The organism is Acidimicrobiales bacterium (assembly GCA_033344915.1).
Taxonomy (GTDB): Bacteria; Actinomycetota; Acidimicrobiia; order Acidimicrobiales; family Aldehydirespiratoraceae; genus JAJRXC01.
In genome coordinates this window covers 1196661-1213096 of record JAWPML010000001.1, presented here as the reverse complement: position 1 = coordinate 1213096, position 16436 = coordinate 1196661, and the positions used below count along the sequence as shown (strand labels likewise).

Here is a 16436-nt window from a genome sequence, read left to right as displayed (position 1 = left end):
GATACCGCGGGTGGCCGTCGGCGCCACCGGGAATCGGCCAGGCGATTTCGACGGCGCCGAGAGGGCCTGGCACCATCGGTGCGATGCGTCGGGTGTGGGTGATCATCGTTGGGCTGGCGGTCGTGGCGTCGGTGATGACCGGGGCGGCGAGCGCGACTGCGGACGCGTCCGAAGCGTCCGAGGAGCAGCCCTGGGTCGGCGTGGAGCGACCTCGCACGTCGTACACCCCCGGCACGGAGGCGATGCTCGTGGATCGGCTCACCCGTGAGCCGTACCGGCAGATCTTCCTCGACGCCCACGCCCTCCACGAGGCCAGGCGGCTGTCCCGCACGCCGGGCGACCCGGATCGGCACGCCCAGAAGGACATGGCCCGGTCGGCGCGATGGTTCGCCTTCGAATACGCCCTCGACCGCACGGTGATCGACGGGGAGATCGTGCCGTTCCCCGACGACGAGGCTCGTGAGGCGACGGGCGCAATCGTCGAGGAATTGCTGCTCGGTGCCTATGAGCGTTCCCGTATCGCCGTGCCGCCACCACTCGGGGGATGGGACCGCGACATCGACACGGCGGGCGAGATCGTCCAGTGGACCAGCGCCTTCGACCTGATGCTCGGTGCCGGCTACGAGTTCGCCGACGGGAGCGACGCCACGATCGCGGCTCGGCTGACCGAGCTGACGGCGGAGCTGTACCGCAACTACACCGACCCGGCGACCGCCAACGGCTTCACCGATCTTCACCAGAACAATCACCGCACGAAGTCGGGGATCGCCTTCGCCATGGCGGCCGCGACCCTGGCCGAATACGCGCCGGACCCGGCCGACGACCCGGACGGCTCCCGTGACCCCGTCGAGTGGTGGGACCTCGGCGTCACGCTGGTGGACGACACGTTGCGCCATGTGCTCCTCGCCGGCGACGGGGCCTACTCGGAGGGGACCCACTACTACCGGTTCACCACGGAGTCGGTCGCCGTCTACGTCGGCATGTGGGAACGGCTCCTCGGCGACGGTGCCTGGACGAACTCGGCGGGCCGGGAGATCCCGGCGCTGCACCACACCGAACTCTTCGCCCGCAGCGCCGACTGGATGCTGGCCATGACGCTGCCCGACGGCTCGCAGGCACCGGTCGACGATGCCAACACCGCCGAGTCGTACTTCTTCGGCGCCCTCCCGCCGCTGCCCAACGCGGCCGCCTACGCGTGGCGGTGGGCCAACGCCCCGACGCCCTACGTCAACGAGTCGTCGACCGACCTCGCCCTCGACTCGATCGTCGCCTACGACGACGCGATCGTGCCGGCACCGCCCGACGGGTCGCCGACGTCGTTCTGGTACGAGGGTGGCAACGCGATCTTCCGGTCCGACTGGGACCCCGAGGCCATGGTCGTGATCGCCCAGGGCGAAGGCCCCACCGCGTCACTGTTCGGTCGCGACGCGAGCGGGCTGGGCCGCACACCCCAGTCCCACGAACACGCCGAACCCGGCTCCTACATCCTCGCCGCCCACGGCGAGACCCTCGTGCTCGACCCCGGCTACCTCAGCTTCCTCGAGCGGAGCCGGGTGGCCACGCCGGGCGACCACAGCATCGTGCTCGTCGACGGCGAAGGGCCGCGGGAGCCGCTGCCCACGAGCTTTGAGTGGGGCTCGACCGACCCCTACGGCACTCCACCCCAGGACGGGTTCGCCACCATCCACTCGACCCTCGACACCGAGCGGCTCGACACCGCGGTCGTCACGACCCGCTACGGAGCCCACGAGTCGGGTACGGACATCGAGCTGGACCGGCGCTTCCTGTTCGTCGACGACCGCTACCTGGTGATCGCGGACGAGATCACGCCGCTGACCCCGGCCGACACGACACCGGCCGATCCCGTCGACCTGACGTGGGTCGTGCAGGGCAACGGCGGCGGCACGAGCGGCGGAACGTTCACCCCTACCGCCACCGGCGGAATCTGGAGCCGCGCCGACGCCGCGCTCGAAGCGGCGATCGTGACCGACCAGGGGCTTCCCGCGTTCACGACCGAGATCCAGGAGCACGAGGACCCGACCCGTCGGCGCAACGAGCTCACCCACGAGACACTCCACGCCACCGTCGACTCCGCCGAGCCGGTGCGGGCCATCCAGGTGCTGGTGCCGACGGCGACCGGGGCGACGCCGGCCGCGGTGACCACCAGCTGGGGGCCGGACGGCCTGACCGCCACGATCGACGACTCCGCCGCCGGCCGGGTCGGCACCGTGGTCTGGGACGACGACGGGCTTCGACTCGTCGACGCCGACGACGCGGACCCCAACGATGCCGTGGCGTGGACCACGGGCGACGCGCTGGCCGACGGATCCGTCAGCGCGCCCGGCGCCCGCCAGCTGGTCGTCGACGGGCAGGACGACCGTCGCACCGTCGCGGCCGACCGGCCTGCCCACTCGATCGTCGTCGCCGACGTCGACCCGGCCTGGACCGCCGACGGCGCCTGCGCGAGCGACGACGACGGCGCGGGCACCCGGCGGCTCGAACCGGGCACGAACGGCACGGTGAGCCTCCGTCCCGCGACCGGAAACAACGGCCCGTCCGCCCTCCTCGTCCACCGCTACCAGCGCGCCGAACTCGGCACGGCGCTCGTGCTCGACGCCTCCGGGTCCTGCGACCCCGACGGCGATGCGCTCTCGGCCGAGTGGACGATGACGAGCGCGCCCCGGGGGTCGTCGTGGTCCCTCGACCCCTCCGATCCGTGGCGCCCGGTGCTCGACGTCGACGCCACCGGCACCTACCGGCTCACCCTGACCGTGAGGGACTCATCCGGCGCGACCTCGACGGCCGACGTCGAGATCGCGGCCGGCGACCGCTGCTTCGACGAACGCGACGACGATCTCGACGGCCGGTTCGACGGGGCCGACCCCGACTGCGACGGGACCGAGCCGGCGCCGACCGCCGACGCCACGGGCTTCGTCCTCACCGACATCGGCTATCTCGACTCGGTCACCAGCGGTCTCGACGGCGTCGAGGTGGGGCGCCATCCGGATGGTGCGGTCGACACCGTCCGGGGCTTCGGGATCGACGACGGCAAGATCCTCGCGGTCGTCGCCCGGATCGACGGCGACTCGGCCGACGGCGTGGTCGTGGTCGTCGACCTCGAGGCCGGCGTCTTCCGGACCGGCATCTGGTCGGGCCGGATCGTCGAACCGCGTCCGGGCGTGCTCGTCGGTGTCGATGACGAGTCGAGCACGCACTGGATCGTCGTCGACCGACCGCTCAGCGGCAGCTGATTCCCGGTCCGCTACGGTCGTCGCCGTGCCCGCCGCAGAGCCCCCGACCTCCGGCCCGCGCCCGGGCCTCATCACCCGCCCTGCCCTCCTCGCCGCCGGTCGTCCCCGATGGTCGCTCGCCCTGTGGGGCGTGCTGCTCGCGGTCGGCATCTACGCCTACGCCGGGGCCCTCGCCCGTGAAGGGTTTCCTCCGGTCAACGTGCCGATCGCGATCGGCGAGGCCACGTACTTCGTCGACGACCCGGAGGTGGTCGACCGCGATGTCGCCGTCCCGTTCCAAGAGGCCTATGCCGACCTCGACGGAGTCGCGGAGATTCGCACCTTCGCCCAGAACAACTTCTTCTTCGGCGTCGTCGAGTTCGAGTCGTCGTTCAGCTCCGCCGACGGTCTCGATGCTCTGCTGGCCGCTCCCCCGCCCGACGTGCCCGCCATCGTCGACCTCACGTTCGAGCCGGTCGACTTCACGAAGTTCGCCGACACCTACGACCTGATCGTCACGATCGCCGGGCCGGCCGACACCCCGGCCGAGGAACTGCAGGCCGAGGCCGACCGCATCGCCGACCTGTTCGCCCAGGTGGACGAAGTCGAGGAGGCGGCCCCGCTCAATCTGTTCAGCGAGGCGATCGATCCGGCGACCGGCGAGCCCGAGACCCGCCAGACGAGCTTCACCCGTTTCGCCCGGGGCGGCGACACCGAATCGGTCCGCTCCATCGGCGTGGGCGTCGTTCGGACCGACGGCGCCGACGCCGACCTCCTCGAGTTCAGCGACCGGATCCAGAGCCGCATCGACGACGGCCTCGATCTCCCCGACGGCTGGGTCGCCTTGATCGGCGCCGACTTCGCGGACGACATCCGATCGCAGCTCAGCTCGCTGACGAGCAACCTCCTCTTCGGCCTCATCGCCGTCGCGGTCGTCAGCCTGGTGCTCATCGGATGGCGAACCGCCGTCCTCACCGCGGTCTTCATGGGCACCGTCATGCTCACCGCCCTCGTGGGCCTGTGGCTCATCGGCTACTCGCTCAACACGATCACCCTGTTCGGACTCATCCTCACGCTCGGCCTCCTGGTCGACGACGCGATCGTCATCAGCGAATCGATCGATGCGAGCCGCGACGATCCCGAGGCGGCCGGCTCGGAACTCGGCATCATCCGCCGCGCCGTCGACCGGGTCGGCGCCGCGTCGTTCGCCGGCACGCTCAGCACGCTGACCGTCTTCGCGCCGATGGCCTTCGTCGGCGGGGTGCTCGGCGAGTTCATCCGCCCGATCCCGATCACGGTGATCATCACGCTCGCGCTCTCGTTCCTCCTCTCCGTCACGCTGATCCCCGTGCTCGGCCGCGTGTTCATCCTGCGCGGCGGCGAGTCACGGAGCCCGGTCGTGCGGGGGCAACGACGCCTGGCGGCCGCGCTCGGTCGGCTCGCCGCCTATCCCGCGGGCAAGGGGTGGCGGGGCTGGCTCGCCGGCGCCGGCGTCGGGATGATCGCCCTCGTTTTCGTGGTCATGTCGTTCGGCACCGCGGCGCGGGTCGGTTTCAACATCTTCCCGCCGACCAAGGACTCGAACGGCATGCAGATCAGTGTCGACTTCGACACCGGGACCAGCGTCGCCGAGGCGCAGGAGCTCCAGGCCGAGATCGACCGCATCGTTCTCGCTACCCTCGGCGAGGACGCCACCCTCTACCAGGTCGTCTTCGGCACGGAGCGCAGCTCGTTCGCGATCATCGATCTCGTGCCGATGGACGGGCGGTCGGTCACCTCGCCCGGCTATGTCGACCGGGTCGAGGCCGCGACCGCCGACATGGCGGGAGCGCGGATCTCGGCCAACCCGGTCGACATCGGGCCACCGCCCGACGAGTTCCCGTTCCAGGTGCAGGTGTTGTTCGCCCCCGAGGATCTGGACGCGGCCCAGGCGCTCGCCTCCGACGTCGCGGCGACGCTGCCGGGCCAGGAGCTCGACAAGAGCACGGGCGACACGACGCATTTCGTCACCGCGTTCGTGGCGACGGACGGGCAGGTGCGCCGCACCGACGGCGAGCGAATCCTGGAGGTGCGGGCCAACTTCGACAACGACGACACGTCCGCCAACCTCGCGGCCGCCGAGGATCTGGTCGCATCGCTCTGGCCGGCGGACGATCTCGAGGCCCGTGGTCTCAGCGCCGACGCGTTGTCGTTCGACTTCGGGTTCGAGTCGGACAACCAGGATGACTTCGCCAGCCTGGTCGTGGCGCTGCTGTTCGCGATCGTGCTGATGCTCGCGTTCCTCGTCATCCAGTTCCGCTCGGCGATACAGCCGGTGCTGGTGTTCCTCGCCGTCCCCTTCTCGTTCTTCGGCGTGTTCACGCTCCTCGAACGCACCGACAACCCGCTGAGCTTCTTCGTGATGGTCGGCTTCATCGCCCTGGTCGGCGTGGCGGTCAACAACACGATCCTGCTCGTCGACGCGGCCAACCAGGCCCGGCGGGCCGGCGCCTCGCGAGCCGAGGCGATCGGACAGGCCATCGAGATGCGGTTCCGGCCACTCGTGGTGACGACGGCGACGACGGTCGCCGGCCTGCTGCCGCTCGCGCTCAGCGACCCGTTCTGGGAGGCGCTCTGCTTCGTGCTGATCGGCGGGCTGGTGAGCTCGACGGTGCTCGTGCTGGTCTCGTTCCCGCCGCTCTACCTCGCGGTCGAGACCTCGCGCGACGCGGTGCGGCTCAGGTGGCGGAGGCTGCGGCGATCGAGCCGACGGCCCCGTCCAGCATCGCGTTGAACTCGTCGTCGCTCTGCTGGGCGGACAGGCCCTCGGTGAGCGCTCGGGAGAAGCTGGCGATCATGCCGGGCTGACGGCTCAGGCGGGCGTTGGACTCTTCGCGGCTGTAGCCGCCGGACAGGGCCACGACCTTCAGCACCTTCGGGTGGACGATGACATCGGCGTAGAAGCCATCCTCCTCGGGGAGGGTGAGCTTCAGCATCACCTGCTGACCGTCGGGGAGCCCGTCGAGATTGCGCAGGATCGAGTCACGCAACAGCACTTCTGCCTCGGCCTTGCTCGAGGAGTTGATGTTCACCTCGGGCTCGATGATCGGCATGAGGCCATGCCCGAGGATCTGCTTGCCCACGGCGAACTGCTGATCCACCACGGCGTCGACACCAGCCGGGTTCGCCTCGTTGATGACCGACCGCATCTTGGTGCCGAACACGCCCTTGGCAACCGCACGCGCACACAGCGCGTCGAGATCCGGCATCGGCTTCATGATCTGGACGCCGTTCTCCTCGTCGGCCAGGCCCTTGTCGACCTTCAGGAAGGGCACGACGCGCTTCTCGTTCCACAGGTACTCGGCCGCACCGACGCCCGCGAACTCACGGTCCATCGTCATCTCGAAGAGGATCGCGCCGAGGACGCGGTCGCCGTCGAAGCTCGGGCTGGTGACGATCCGGGTGCGCATCGCATGGATCAGGTCGAACATCTCGTCGTCGCCGTCGTAGGCGTCCTCCTCGATGCCGTAGAGCTTCAGCGCCTTGGGGCTGCTGCCACCGCTCTGGTCGAGGGCGGCGATGAAGCCGTTCTCGTTCGTGATCTTCTGGAGCATGTCCGCGTTCATGAGTGACGAGGATATGCGAGCCACGGCCGCGAGGCGTGGGTCGAGCGACCCGGTTTCATCAGAAGAGCAGCATCAGGCCCTGGAAGGCGCGCCAGCCGAGATAGATGGCCGCGGCGCCGACGCCGACCCAGAAGTGCCACGGTGTCTTGTGCGGCTCGTGGCTGACCCCGGGCGTGCCCTCGACCGGTTCGCCACAGTCCGGACAGGTGCCGTCAGTGGTGACCGACGTCGGCGTCCAGTTCTTCGCGCACGAGTCACACCAGGGCATCGGTTCGAGGGTATGGGGTCGGTGTAGCCGTCAGTCGCGGCGGATCGCCATGATCGCGGTGTCGTCGTCGATGACCCCACCGGCATGGTCCTTGGCGGCGTCGAGCAACGCCTTGCAGAGCACGTCCGGCGGCGCGTTGAGCTCGCGCTCCGCGGTCTTGATGATGCGTTCCTCACCGAACAGTCCGACGCCGGCCCGGGCCTCGGCGAGGCCGTCGGTGTACATCACCACGAGGTCGCCCGACTCCATCGGGATCTCCCGCGAGAAGTACTGCGCTTTCGGGTCGAGCATCAGCAACGGGCCCGTCGAACGCAGCGGCGCCGTGCCGTCCTCCTGGAACAGGAAGACGGCGGGGTGACCCGCGGATGCGTAGCGCAGGGTGCCGGCCTCGGTGTCGAACACGATGACCGCGGCGGAGATGAACTCTTCGTGACGGTCGCCCGCCGCGAGCTGGGCGTTGAGCTCCTCGAACGCCTGGGCCGGGTCCCGGAACTGGCGCAGGAACACCCGGAGGAGGTACTTCGCCTGGAACGCGGTGATCGAGGACTCGATACCGTGACCGGCGACGTCGCCGATGACCGCGGCGACGCGGGTGGGGCCGACGCGGTGGACGTCGAAGAAGTCGCCGGCCATCAGACCGGAACCGGCCTGGTAGACGCGCCCGATCTCGAAGCCGCTGAAGTCCGGCACCTCCTCGGGCGCGAGACGGGCGGCCCAGGCCTTCGGCGCGAGCTGCTCCTGCTCGAGTGCCTCGCCGGCGCGGCGCTCGATGTCGTATCGGTTGCGGGCCATCCGGGCCTCACGGCTGGCGGAACGGGACCACCAGAGCGCGGTGATCGCCGGCACGGCCAGCGCGCCGAACGCGGCCGCGATGTCGGGGGTGTCCACGATCGCCACGATCGCCGCCGCCACCGCGATGACGCCGTAGACGATCGAGGTGTGCGCCTCCTTGCGGAACGCGGCGAAGGCGAGCGAGTGCGCCTCGATGTCGACCGATGGGTCGTTGTCGACGAGATTGACGAGTCGGAGTCGCAGACGCGCCGAATGGGCGTAGGCAGCGGCGGTGACGAGTGCGATGAGGGCGAGAGCGCCCAAGACGATCGTGCTCATCGGGCCTCCTCGGGGGACGACGGAAGGGTCACAGAATGGTAGCGGTCAATCACTGCGCTTCCGGACGCGCAGCTTGATCGGGGTGGATCCGAGCGAAAATGCCTCTCGGAGTGAGCGTTCGAGGTATCGCAGGTATGTCGTCGGCACTTCACGGTTCGCAAACAAGGTGAACGTCGGCGGGTCCGTCGCTCCCTGGGTCGCGTAGAGCACGCGAGCACCGTGCGGAGCGGGTTGTGACGCCTGGGCGGCCCGGATCACCTTGTTCACCTCACGCGTCGGGATCCGGGTGCGATAGGCGCCGACCGCGGCCTGCAGTGCCGGCCAGAGGCGGTTGACGCCCTTGCCGCTCAACGCGCTGATCCGCAGGACCGGCGGGTCGGCCAGGAACGCCAGCTTGCGTTCGACGTCCTCGCCGATCTTCTCCCGCGCGTCGGTGTCGAGGAGCTCCCACTTGTTGAGCAGGACGACGATCGGGCAGCCGGCCCCGTCCACGCGCTCGGCCAGCCGCTGGTCCTGATGGGTGATGCCGATCGTCGCGTCGATCACCAGGAGGGCAACGTCGGATTTGTCGACGGCCTTGAGCGCCCGAACCAGCGAGTAGTACTCGGTGTCCTCGTCGATGCGGGCCTTGCGGCGCATCCCCGCGGTGTCGATGAACTTGATCGGACCGTCGGCGGTCTCGACGATCGTGTCGATCGCGTCGCGGGTGGTACCCGGGCGGTCGTGGACGACGGCCCGCTCCTCCCCGATGAGCCGGTTGAAGAGCGTCGACTTCCCGACGTTGGGGCGGCCGACAAGGGTGACGGCGAACATGCCGTCGTCCTCCGCCTCCTCGTCGTCGATGATCGGGTCGTCCGAACCCTCGGGCAGCAGCGCCACCACCGCGTCGAGCAGGTCACCCGTGCCCTTGCCGTGCAGGGCGCTCACCGGGAACGGGTCGCCCATGCCGAGGCCGAGCAGTTCCCAGACGGCGGCCTCGTGGCTGACGTCGTCGACCTTGTTGGCGACGACGAGGACCGGCGTGTCACCCCGGCGGAGCAGCTGGGCGACCTGTTCGTCGTCAGGGGTCACCCCGACCGTGGCATCGAGGACGAGCAGGATCACGTCACTGTCCGCCATCGCCTGTTCGGACTGGGCCGACACCTTGCCGTCGAGCGCGTCGCCGCCCGCCATCCAGCCGCCGGTGTCGAGCAACCGGAAGTGGTGGCCGAGCCATTCGGCGTCGACCTCCTTGCGGTCCCGGGTGACGCCGGGTCGCTCCTCGACGATCGCCTCGCGGCGGCCGAGGATGCGGTTGACCAGGGTGGACTTGCCGACGTTGGGCCGGCCGACGATGGCCACGGTGGGACGGCTCATCGCGCGGGCTCCAGGGCTCGACGGAGGGCCGCACCGTCTGTGGGAACGACCTCGACGGCGCGAGGCAGGTCTTCGGGACGGGTGCCGTCCAGGAACACGCCTCGGCTGAGGCACACGTCGGGGAGGAGATAGCGGTGGCCCTCCGGCTCGGCGGCGAGCACCCGGGTGAGGTCCTCCCCCACCATCAGGCCGGTCACACCGATGTTGCCGCCGAAGAAGTCGTTCGGCACCGGAATCACCCGGGCGTCGGGGTTGCCGGAGGCGGCCACCAGCGGTTCGAGGATCGGGGCGCCGAGGGTGCCCGTCAGGATGCCGACGGGCGCGTTCCGGCGGGGCGACAGCGAGACCGGCGTCGACGCGGCGGCCCCGGCGACCGCCATCGCCGGCGAGTCCTGGCGGGGGGCGCGATAGCCGTCGGCCGGCGCGCCGTCGACCCAGGCGAAGAACCCCGACTGCGTGCCGGTCGGCTCGCTGGCGGGATCGTGGAATTCGAGTTCGAGCGTGCGGGCCATGCCGATGCCGTCCTCGTGCATCGGGAAGTCGCCGTAGACCTCGGCCGGCGGAAAGGGGCGATCGGCGAGCAGGTAGTACTCGTCGGCCGCGAACACCATCCGGTGTCCGACGGTGGCCAGGAAGGTCTCCTGCCACGAGTCGACGATGTCGACGACGCGTCGCGCCTCGTCCAGCGTGTGGGCTCGCATCCGCTCCTGGGTGTTGAACTGCGAGATCCCGAGCGGGACGACGCACACGGAGGCGAGCTCCGGGAAGCGTTCGAGTACGCCGGCGAGCGTGTCGTCCAGCACGTCACCGTCGTTCAGCCCGGGGCAGACGACGACCTGGCCGTGGATCTCGATGTCGGCATCGAGCAGTTCCCGCAGCCAGCGCAGCGAAACCGCACCGCGCCGGTTGCGCAGGATGTCCGCCCGGATCTCCGGGTCGGTGGCGTGGATCGACACGTGCAGGGGCGACAGACGCTCCGTGATCACCCGCTCCAGATCGAGCTCGGTGAACCGCGTGAGGGTGGTGAAGTTCCCGTAGAGGAACGAGAGCCGGTAGTCGTCGTCCTTCAGGTAGAGCGACCGGCGCATGCCCTTGGGCAGCTGATGGATGAAGCAGAACTCGCAATGGTTGTCGCAGGTCTGCACCTTGTCGAAGACCGCGGCGTGCACATCCGCGCCGAGGGGCTCGCCGTCGGCCTTGTGGACCACGGCATCGAAGCGATCGCCGTCACGGTCGATCGCGAGATGGACCTCGGCGTCACTCGTCAGGATCTGCCAGCGAATGACGTCCCGCGGGACCTCCCCGTCGATGGCCCGGATCTCGTCGCCCGCGAGCAGGCCGGCCCGGGCCGCCGGGGAACCCGGCTCGACCGCGACGATTCGGGGGGACGACATCGGCACAGGCTACCGGTCCGCCTTCCTCCCCCCGTTCGCCGTGTCTGTGGTTGAGTTTCGCGTCTTTTCCTGCTAATTCATTCTCTGTGGACTGTTTCCGCAACCACGCGACCGGGCCCGGCGCCGGCGGACCGCCATGAGCGGGATCACCGTCACGCGCGTGGGCGAACGGCTGCTCGCGGTCAAGCGCGCCTCCCCCGGCGACGAGGACCGGCGACGAAACGAGGCAGCCCTGCTCGAACGGCTCGACCATCCGGGCGTCGTGCAGTTCGTGGAACTCGTCGACGATCCGGAGATCGAGCTGCGCCTCGACTACGCCGGCACCGACACGTGGGCCCGCACCCCACCGACCACCGCGGATGCGATCGTCGAAGGCCTCGCCGCCCTCGCCTCGACGATCGCCGACCTCCACGAGATGGGCACCGCCCACCGCGCCCTTGTCCCCGACCACGTGATCGTCGGACCGGACCGCCGGCCCGTGCTCTGCGGGCTCGCCGACGCCGCACCGGCCGACGCGGCCACGCAGTCGGAGGACCTCGAGGCGCTCGGCGACCTGATCGACACCGTCGCCGCCGGGGCGCCGGACGAGCTGCGGTCCGGGCTCACCGCGGCGGCAGCTGCGGCCCGCCAGAACGGACTCTCCGCCCGTCGACTCACGGCGGAGCTGAATCGTCTCCGCCCGGGCGGCAACGTCCGGGCGCTGGCGCGCCGCCCCCGTATCACCACCCGCGTGGCTGCCGGGCTCGGCGTCGCCGCGGTGGCCCTCGGCGCGCTCGCGGTCGCCGTGTGGCCGAGCGGCGCGGCCCCTCCACCGGTCGCGACGGCGACGACCGTCGACACCGTGCCCGCGACGACGTCCACCGTCGCCCTGACAACCCCGCCCACGGTGCCCGCCGCGGAGCCGACCGTGCTGGTGCACGACGGCCGCCGATTCGCCCTCGGCTCGGCGGACGACCAGGTCGTGATGGGCGACTGGGACTGCGACGGCGAACCCACGCCCGCGGTGCTCGTACGCGCCACCGGCGAGATCGCCCGCTTCGCTTCCTGGCCCGCACCGGGCGGATCCGTCTTCGCCGACGATCTCATCTCCGACGCCGACGCCATCGCCCTGGAGGTGGTCGCGGGTGCGTCGGTCGACGGTGACGCCTGTGACCGTCTCCGTATCATCCGGTCCGCCGGATCCTCGTTCTTCCCGGAGGACTCGTGAATCCACCTGCCCCGACCCCTCGCACCCTGCCGTCGCTCGGTCTGCTGACCGTCGGCGCCGGCGCGACCGTTGCGCTCCTGGCGATGCCGGTCGCCGCGCCGCCCCTCGATCCCGCCGCCGTGCTCCCCTGGTGGGAGACAATCGGTCCCGGCGCGGCGGTCATGGCGCTGCTCCGCCTCGTCGGCCTCACTGCCGGGGCGTCGCTCGTATTCGTCGCCGCGCTCGGGCTGCTCTCGTCCTCCACCACATCGACGCCGGTGCGACGGCTGTGGCGCGTGGTCACCCCACGGGTCGCGCAACGCCTCATGGCCGTCGGTGTCACGGCCGGGCTCGCCGCGTCCGCTGCGTTGCCCGCCGGTGCCCAGGACACCGGGCCGTCAGGTCCCGCCCTCGTCGACCTCGGTCCCGCGACAGCCACGGACACCGCGCCCGCGCTCGTCGATCTCGGCGCCGCCGACCCCGCCGGCACCGAGACCCACGACATCGAGACCCGCGACATCGAGACCCGCGACATCGAGACCGCGCCGGATCCCGCACCGGCTCGGGTCGAATCAGGCGCCGAGGTGTGGACGGTGGCGCCGGGCGATCATCTCTGGGCGATCGCCGAGCAGACGCTGCGGGACCGCGGCGCCACGACCGACACCTCCGCGGTGGCGCGCTACTGGCGACGGCTCATCGACGAGAACCGCACCGCGATCGGGGCGGACGAGGACCTCGTCCATCCCGGGCTCGTTCTGGTGCTGCCGGCGTGAGCCGGCGGCGGGTCAGGACGAGTAGCTGAGACCGAGGTCGTCGAGGCGGGGACCGGCGCCGTCGATGCCCGTGCCGAGGATCGCGGCCAGCGCCTGGAGATCGTTCGCCCGGATGGTGAGCACCCGGCCGTTGAAGTCCTGGCGTTGCACCTGGATCATCGTGAGATAGCGGTTCAGCATCTCGGCCTCGGGCCCGGAGAGCTTCTCGAGCCGGGTGAGGTCGATGGTGATCGACTCGCCCTCGCGGCGGGTCGGCCGGTCCGTGAGATCGATGACGGACTCGGTTGCCGGCGCGAGGCCGAAGCTCGGCCCGATGTCGGCGGGCAACAGCTGGTCGACCGGCACGTTGTAGAAGCGCGCCAGTCGCTGCAGGCGGGGAACCGAGATCGCCCGCTCACCGCGTTCATAGGCACCGAGAACCGATGCCTTGAACTCCTGGGTCGACGCCGCCTCGACCTCCTGGAGGCTCAGCCGCTTCTGGCGACGTATCGCCCGTAGGCGGTCGCCGACGCGCTTGCTGTATTCCTGCGCCATGTTCGATTCCGACATCTCGCCTCAACCCTTCCCCGCAAGGCCTTCCCCGAAGGACGGTGATCCCACGTCTAGAGACCGCGCGGTGACGCACCGTGCTCGGACACTAGGTCATCCGACTCATGCCACGCAATCCTCGGTGAGTTCGCACGAAACCGTGCATCCCCCGAACCGGATTCAGTTCGGGGCGGCGGCCCGCAGCCGGGCATCCGCGAGCAGCGTCCCGGCGGCGATCGCCGCGGTTTCCGCCCGGAGCACGCCGTCCCCGAGACGGACCGTCGGCAACCCGCGGTCGCGTTCCTCGTCGGCCCAGCCCCCCTCGGGCCCGACGAGGACGACCGGCTGCGCGAGCGACACCTGTCCACCGTCGCGTTCGGCCAGAGCGACAGGCCCGGCCGCGATGGTCGCGAAGTCGACGATCTCCTCGACCGTCGGCAGCCACGCCCGGCGGGACTGCATGACGGCCTCGCGAGCGACCCGCCGGAGACGTTCGGCGTTCTTCGTCGCCTTGGCCGCATCCCAGCGCACGACGGAGCGGGCCGCGGTGAACGGCATGATCCGGTCGACCCCGAGCTCGGTGAGCTTCTGCACGACGAGTTCCGGGCGTCCGCCCTTGATCAGGGCGAAGCCGACACCGATCGCCGGTTGCGGCCGGGGGACGTGGTGCACGCGGTCGAGCGGCTCCGGCTCGGTCCCGAGCCGGCACGGCCGCCAGGCCCCGGCGCCGTCGCCCACGGTGAGCGGGTCCCCGGCGCGGAGCCGCAGCACGCGTTCGAGATGGTGACGGTCGTCGTCGGCGAGCCGGGGCGTGTCGACGTCGGTGACCAGCACGTGCGGGCCGTGGCGTCCATCGGGCGCCTGGTCGGTCGCGGTCACGACCGCGACCTCACGAGAAGGCCGACTTGATCCGGGAGAACAGTCCCTGCCCCGGCTCCGCGACGTCGGTGCCCCGGAGCTCGGCGAAGCGGCGCAGGACCTCCTCCTGCTCGTCGGTGAGATCGTCGGGCACGTCGATCAGGACACGGACCCGCAGGTCACCGCGTCCCCTCCCCCGCACGTGGGGGATGCCGCGGCCGCGCAGGCGGAAGACCGTGCCGGTCATCGTCGCCCGGGGGATCACCAGATCCTCGACCCCGTCGAGCGTCTCGTATTCGATGTGGGCGCCGAGGGCAGCCTGCACGAACGGGATGTGGAAGTCGTGCACGAGGTCGCCGCCGTCGCGCTTGAAGACCGGATGGGGTCGCACCCGGACGTGGACGTAGAGATCGCCGTTGCTGCCGCCCCGGGGCCCGGCCGCGCCACGCCCGGTCAGCCGCAGGGTGGAGCCATCGTCGACTCCGGCGGGGACCTCGACGCTGTACGTGCGGTTCTCGATCGTGCGGCCCTGACCGTCGCACATGCCGCACGGCGTCTCGATCGTCTGCCCGATTCCGCCACAGCTCGGGCACGCGCTGGCGGTGACCATCTGGCCGAGCACGGACTGGCGGACCCGGCGGACCTGGCCGGCGCCCCCGCATTCATCGCAGGTCGCCGGCGAGGTGCCGACGGCGGCCCCGGACCCGTCACACGGCTCGCACCGCACCGCGGTGCGGATGGTGACCTCGCGTTCGCCGCCGAACACGACGTCCTCGAGATCCAGGTCGACCTGGGCTTCGAGGTCCTCGCCCCGGGGCGGGCCGCTCCGGCCGCCACCGCCACCGCCGAAACCCATGTTGCCGCCGAAGAACGCCTCGAAGATGTCGCCGAGGCCCGCACCGAAGTCGGCGCCCTGCGGCTGATCGGTGCCGAACCGGTCGAAACGGTCGCGGCGCTGGGGGTCCGACAGCACCTCGTAGGCGTTCGTGACCTCCTTGAAACGGCTCTCGGCCGTCGGATCATCGGGGTTCAGGTCGGGATGGTTCTGGCGCGCGAGCTTCTTGTACGCGCGCTTGATCTCTTCCTGGGTCGCGTTCCGCTCGACCCCCAACGTTTCGTAATGATCAGCCATCAGCCCTCGCTGAGCACGTTACCCAGGCGTCGACTCACAACCGCGACAGCCGCGAGGGCCTGGCTGTAGTTCATGCGGGTGGGCCCGAGCACGCCGATCGTGCCGGCCGGCTCCCCCTCGATCGTGTACGGCGCCACGACCAGGGAGCACTCCGCGAGCGGTTCGACGCCGGTCTCCTCGCCGATCGCGACCCGCTGGCCCCGCTCCAGGACATCGCTGATCAGGGAGACCACCACGATCTGCTGTTCGAGGATCGTCAGGATGTCGCGGATCTGCTCGACGGCCTCGAACGCCGAAGCGACCCGCGAGGCGCCCCCGACGAACACCTCGGCTTCGCGGCCCGCCGCGCTGAGCGCCGCCAACGCGGCCGTGAGCAGCGGATCGGTGTCGCCGACCATGTCGACCTCGAGCTCGGCGAGCGTTCGGCCGTCGACCGCGGCCGCCAGCCGCCGTCCGGCGTCCGCCACGATCTCCGGCGTCAGCTCGGTGGCGACCTCCACGGTGCGCTTCTCGATCACCCCGTTGCTCATGACGGCGACGACCATCGCGACGTGGGTGGACAGGTCGACGAGCTGGGTCGAGCGGATCGTCGCCGCCGACCCGGACGGTCCGACGACGACCGCGGCGCAGTCGGTGAGCGAGGTCAGCAGCTCGGAGGTGCGGGCCAGGGTTGATTCCATCTCGCCGCTCGCCGTCGCGAAGAAGTCCTTCACCCGGCCCCGGTCCTGGGGCACGAGGGCGGGTTCGAGCTGGCGGATGCGATCCACGAAGAAGCGATAGCCCTGGTCAGTGGGTATGCGACCCGCGCTCGTGTGGGGCTGCACGAGATAGCCGAGCTCCTCGAGCGCCGCCATCTCGTTGCGCACGGTCGCGGACGAGACGGCCACCGTGGGTGAGTCGGCGATCCGACCCGAACCGACGGGTTGGGCCGTCTCGATGTACTCCCGGACGACAGCCGAGAGGATCGCAGCTTTCCGGTCGTCGAGCATGGGGTCA

General features: G+C 70.6%; 13 protein-coding genes. 4 read left to right on the top strand and 9 right to left on the bottom strand.

What is annotated here, in order from left to right; genetic code table 11:
- The first annotated feature begins 83 nt into the window (after window positions 1-83).
- Window positions 84-3251 (top strand): heparinase II/III family protein, encoded by a 3168-nt coding sequence (locus R8F63_05755; protein MDW3218100.1) that lies wholly within the window; start codon window positions 84-86, stop codon window positions 3249-3251.
- Between the two features lie 25 nt (window positions 3252-3276).
- Window positions 3277-6003, top strand: a complete 2727-nt coding sequence (locus tag R8F63_05750) for an efflux RND transporter permease subunit (GenBank protein MDW3218099.1) — start codon at window positions 3277-3279, stop codon at window positions 6001-6003.
- Here the strand turns inward: R8F63_05750 and R8F63_05745 are convergent.
- Genes R8F63_05745 through R8F63_05725 form a run of 5 tightly spaced genes read right to left on the bottom strand, consistent with a single transcriptional unit; the run spans window position 5948 to window position 10963 of the window.
- Window positions 5948-6835: a fructose bisphosphate aldolase gene (locus R8F63_05745; protein ID MDW3218098.1), complete on the bottom strand. Its 888-nt coding sequence runs from the start codon at window positions 6833-6835 to the stop codon at window positions 5948-5950. The genes R8F63_05750 and R8F63_05745 overlap by 56 nt on opposite strands.
- Before the next feature lie 58 nt (window positions 6836-6893).
- Window positions 6894-7103, bottom strand: a complete 210-nt coding sequence (locus tag R8F63_05740) for a hypothetical protein (GenBank protein ID MDW3218097.1) — start codon at window positions 7101-7103, stop codon at window positions 6894-6896.
- A 30-nt stretch (window positions 7104-7133) separates the two neighbouring features.
- Window positions 7134-8213 (bottom strand): PP2C family protein-serine/threonine phosphatase, encoded by a 1080-nt coding sequence (locus R8F63_05735; GenBank protein ID MDW3218096.1) that lies wholly within the window; start codon window positions 8211-8213, stop codon window positions 7134-7136.
- A gap of 45 nt (window positions 8214-8258) precedes the next feature.
- Window positions 8259-9569 (bottom strand): ribosome biogenesis GTPase Der, encoded by a 1311-nt coding sequence (der, locus tag R8F63_05730; protein ID MDW3218095.1) that lies wholly within the window; start codon window positions 9567-9569, stop codon window positions 8259-8261.
- A complete protein-coding gene (locus R8F63_05725) occupies window positions 9566-10963 on the bottom strand; it encodes a DUF512 domain-containing protein (GenBank protein ID MDW3218094.1) in 1398 nt (465 codons plus the stop codon). Before R8F63_05725 ends, der begins: the two co-directional genes overlap by 4 nt.
- Before the next feature lie 136 nt (window positions 10964-11099).
- On the opposite strand from R8F63_05725, the gene R8F63_05720 reads away from it, so the two are divergent.
- Complete coding sequence (locus R8F63_05720; GenBank protein ID MDW3218093.1) at window positions 11100-12170, top strand: hypothetical protein; 1071 nt, start codon at window positions 11100-11102, stop codon at window positions 12168-12170.
- Window positions 12167-12922, top strand: coding sequence for a hypothetical protein (locus tag R8F63_05715; protein ID MDW3218092.1), 756 nt, complete (start codon window positions 12167-12169; stop codon window positions 12920-12922). Before R8F63_05720 ends, R8F63_05715 begins: the two co-directional genes overlap by 4 nt.
- Before the next feature lie 12 nt (window positions 12923-12934).
- Here R8F63_05715 and R8F63_05710 read toward each other — a convergent pair whose 3' ends face one another.
- The 4 genes from R8F63_05710 to hrcA all read right to left on the bottom strand — a co-directional run bounded on the left by R8F63_05710 (window position 12935) and on the right by hrcA (window position 16429).
- On the bottom strand, window positions 12935-13471 hold the full coding sequence (locus R8F63_05710) for a transcriptional regulator (GenBank protein MDW3218091.1): 537 nt from the start codon (window positions 13469-13471) through the stop codon (window positions 12935-12937).
- Window positions 13472-13630: 159 nt separating this feature from the next.
- Complete coding sequence (locus R8F63_05705; protein ID MDW3218090.1) at window positions 13631-14329, bottom strand: RsmE family RNA methyltransferase; 699 nt, start codon at window positions 14327-14329, stop codon at window positions 13631-13633.
- Window positions 14330-14339: 10 nt separating this feature from the next.
- On the bottom strand, window positions 14340-15440 hold the full coding sequence (dnaJ, locus tag R8F63_05700; protein MDW3218089.1) for a molecular chaperone DnaJ: 1101 nt from the start codon (window positions 15438-15440) through the stop codon (window positions 14340-14342).
- Window positions 15440-16429: a heat-inducible transcriptional repressor HrcA gene (gene hrcA / locus R8F63_05695; GenBank protein ID MDW3218088.1), complete on the bottom strand. Its 990-nt coding sequence runs from the start codon at window positions 16427-16429 to the stop codon at window positions 15440-15442. Before hrcA ends, dnaJ begins: the two co-directional genes overlap by 1 nt.
- Window positions 16430-16436: the final 7 nt, after the last annotated feature.

Coding starts and splice junctions, on each gene's coding strand:
- R8F63_05755 (MDW3218100.1), top strand. CDS start 84: ATGCGTCGGGTGTGGGTGATCATCGTTGGGCTGGCGGTCGTGGCGTCG.
- R8F63_05745 (MDW3218098.1), bottom strand. CDS start 6,835: ATGAACGCGGACATGCTCCAGAAGATCACGAACGAGAACGGCTTCATC.
- R8F63_05740 (MDW3218097.1), bottom strand. CDS start 7,103: ATGCCCTGGTGTGACTCGTGCGCGAAGAACTGGACGCCGACGTCGGTC.
- R8F63_05735 (MDW3218096.1), bottom strand. CDS start 8,213: ATGAGCACGATCGTCTTGGGCGCTCTCGCCCTCATCGCACTCGTCACC.
- der (MDW3218095.1), bottom strand. CDS start 9,569: ATGAGCCGTCCCACCGTGGCCATCGTCGGCCGGCCCAACGTCGGCAAG.
- R8F63_05725 (MDW3218094.1), bottom strand. CDS start 10,963: ATGTCGTCCCCCCGAATCGTCGCGGTCGAGCCGGGTTCCCCGGCGGCC.
- R8F63_05720 (MDW3218093.1), top strand. CDS start 11,100: ATGAGCGGGATCACCGTCACGCGCGTGGGCGAACGGCTGCTCGCGGTC.
- R8F63_05710 (MDW3218091.1), bottom strand. CDS start 13,471: ATGTCGGAATCGAACATGGCGCAGGAATACAGCAAGCGCGTCGGCGAC.
- dnaJ (MDW3218089.1), bottom strand. CDS start 15,440: ATGGCTGATCATTACGAAACGTTGGGGGTCGAGCGGAACGCGACCCAG.
- hrcA (MDW3218088.1), bottom strand. CDS start 16,429: ATGCTCGACGACCGGAAAGCTGCGATCCTCTCGGCTGTCGTCCGGGAG.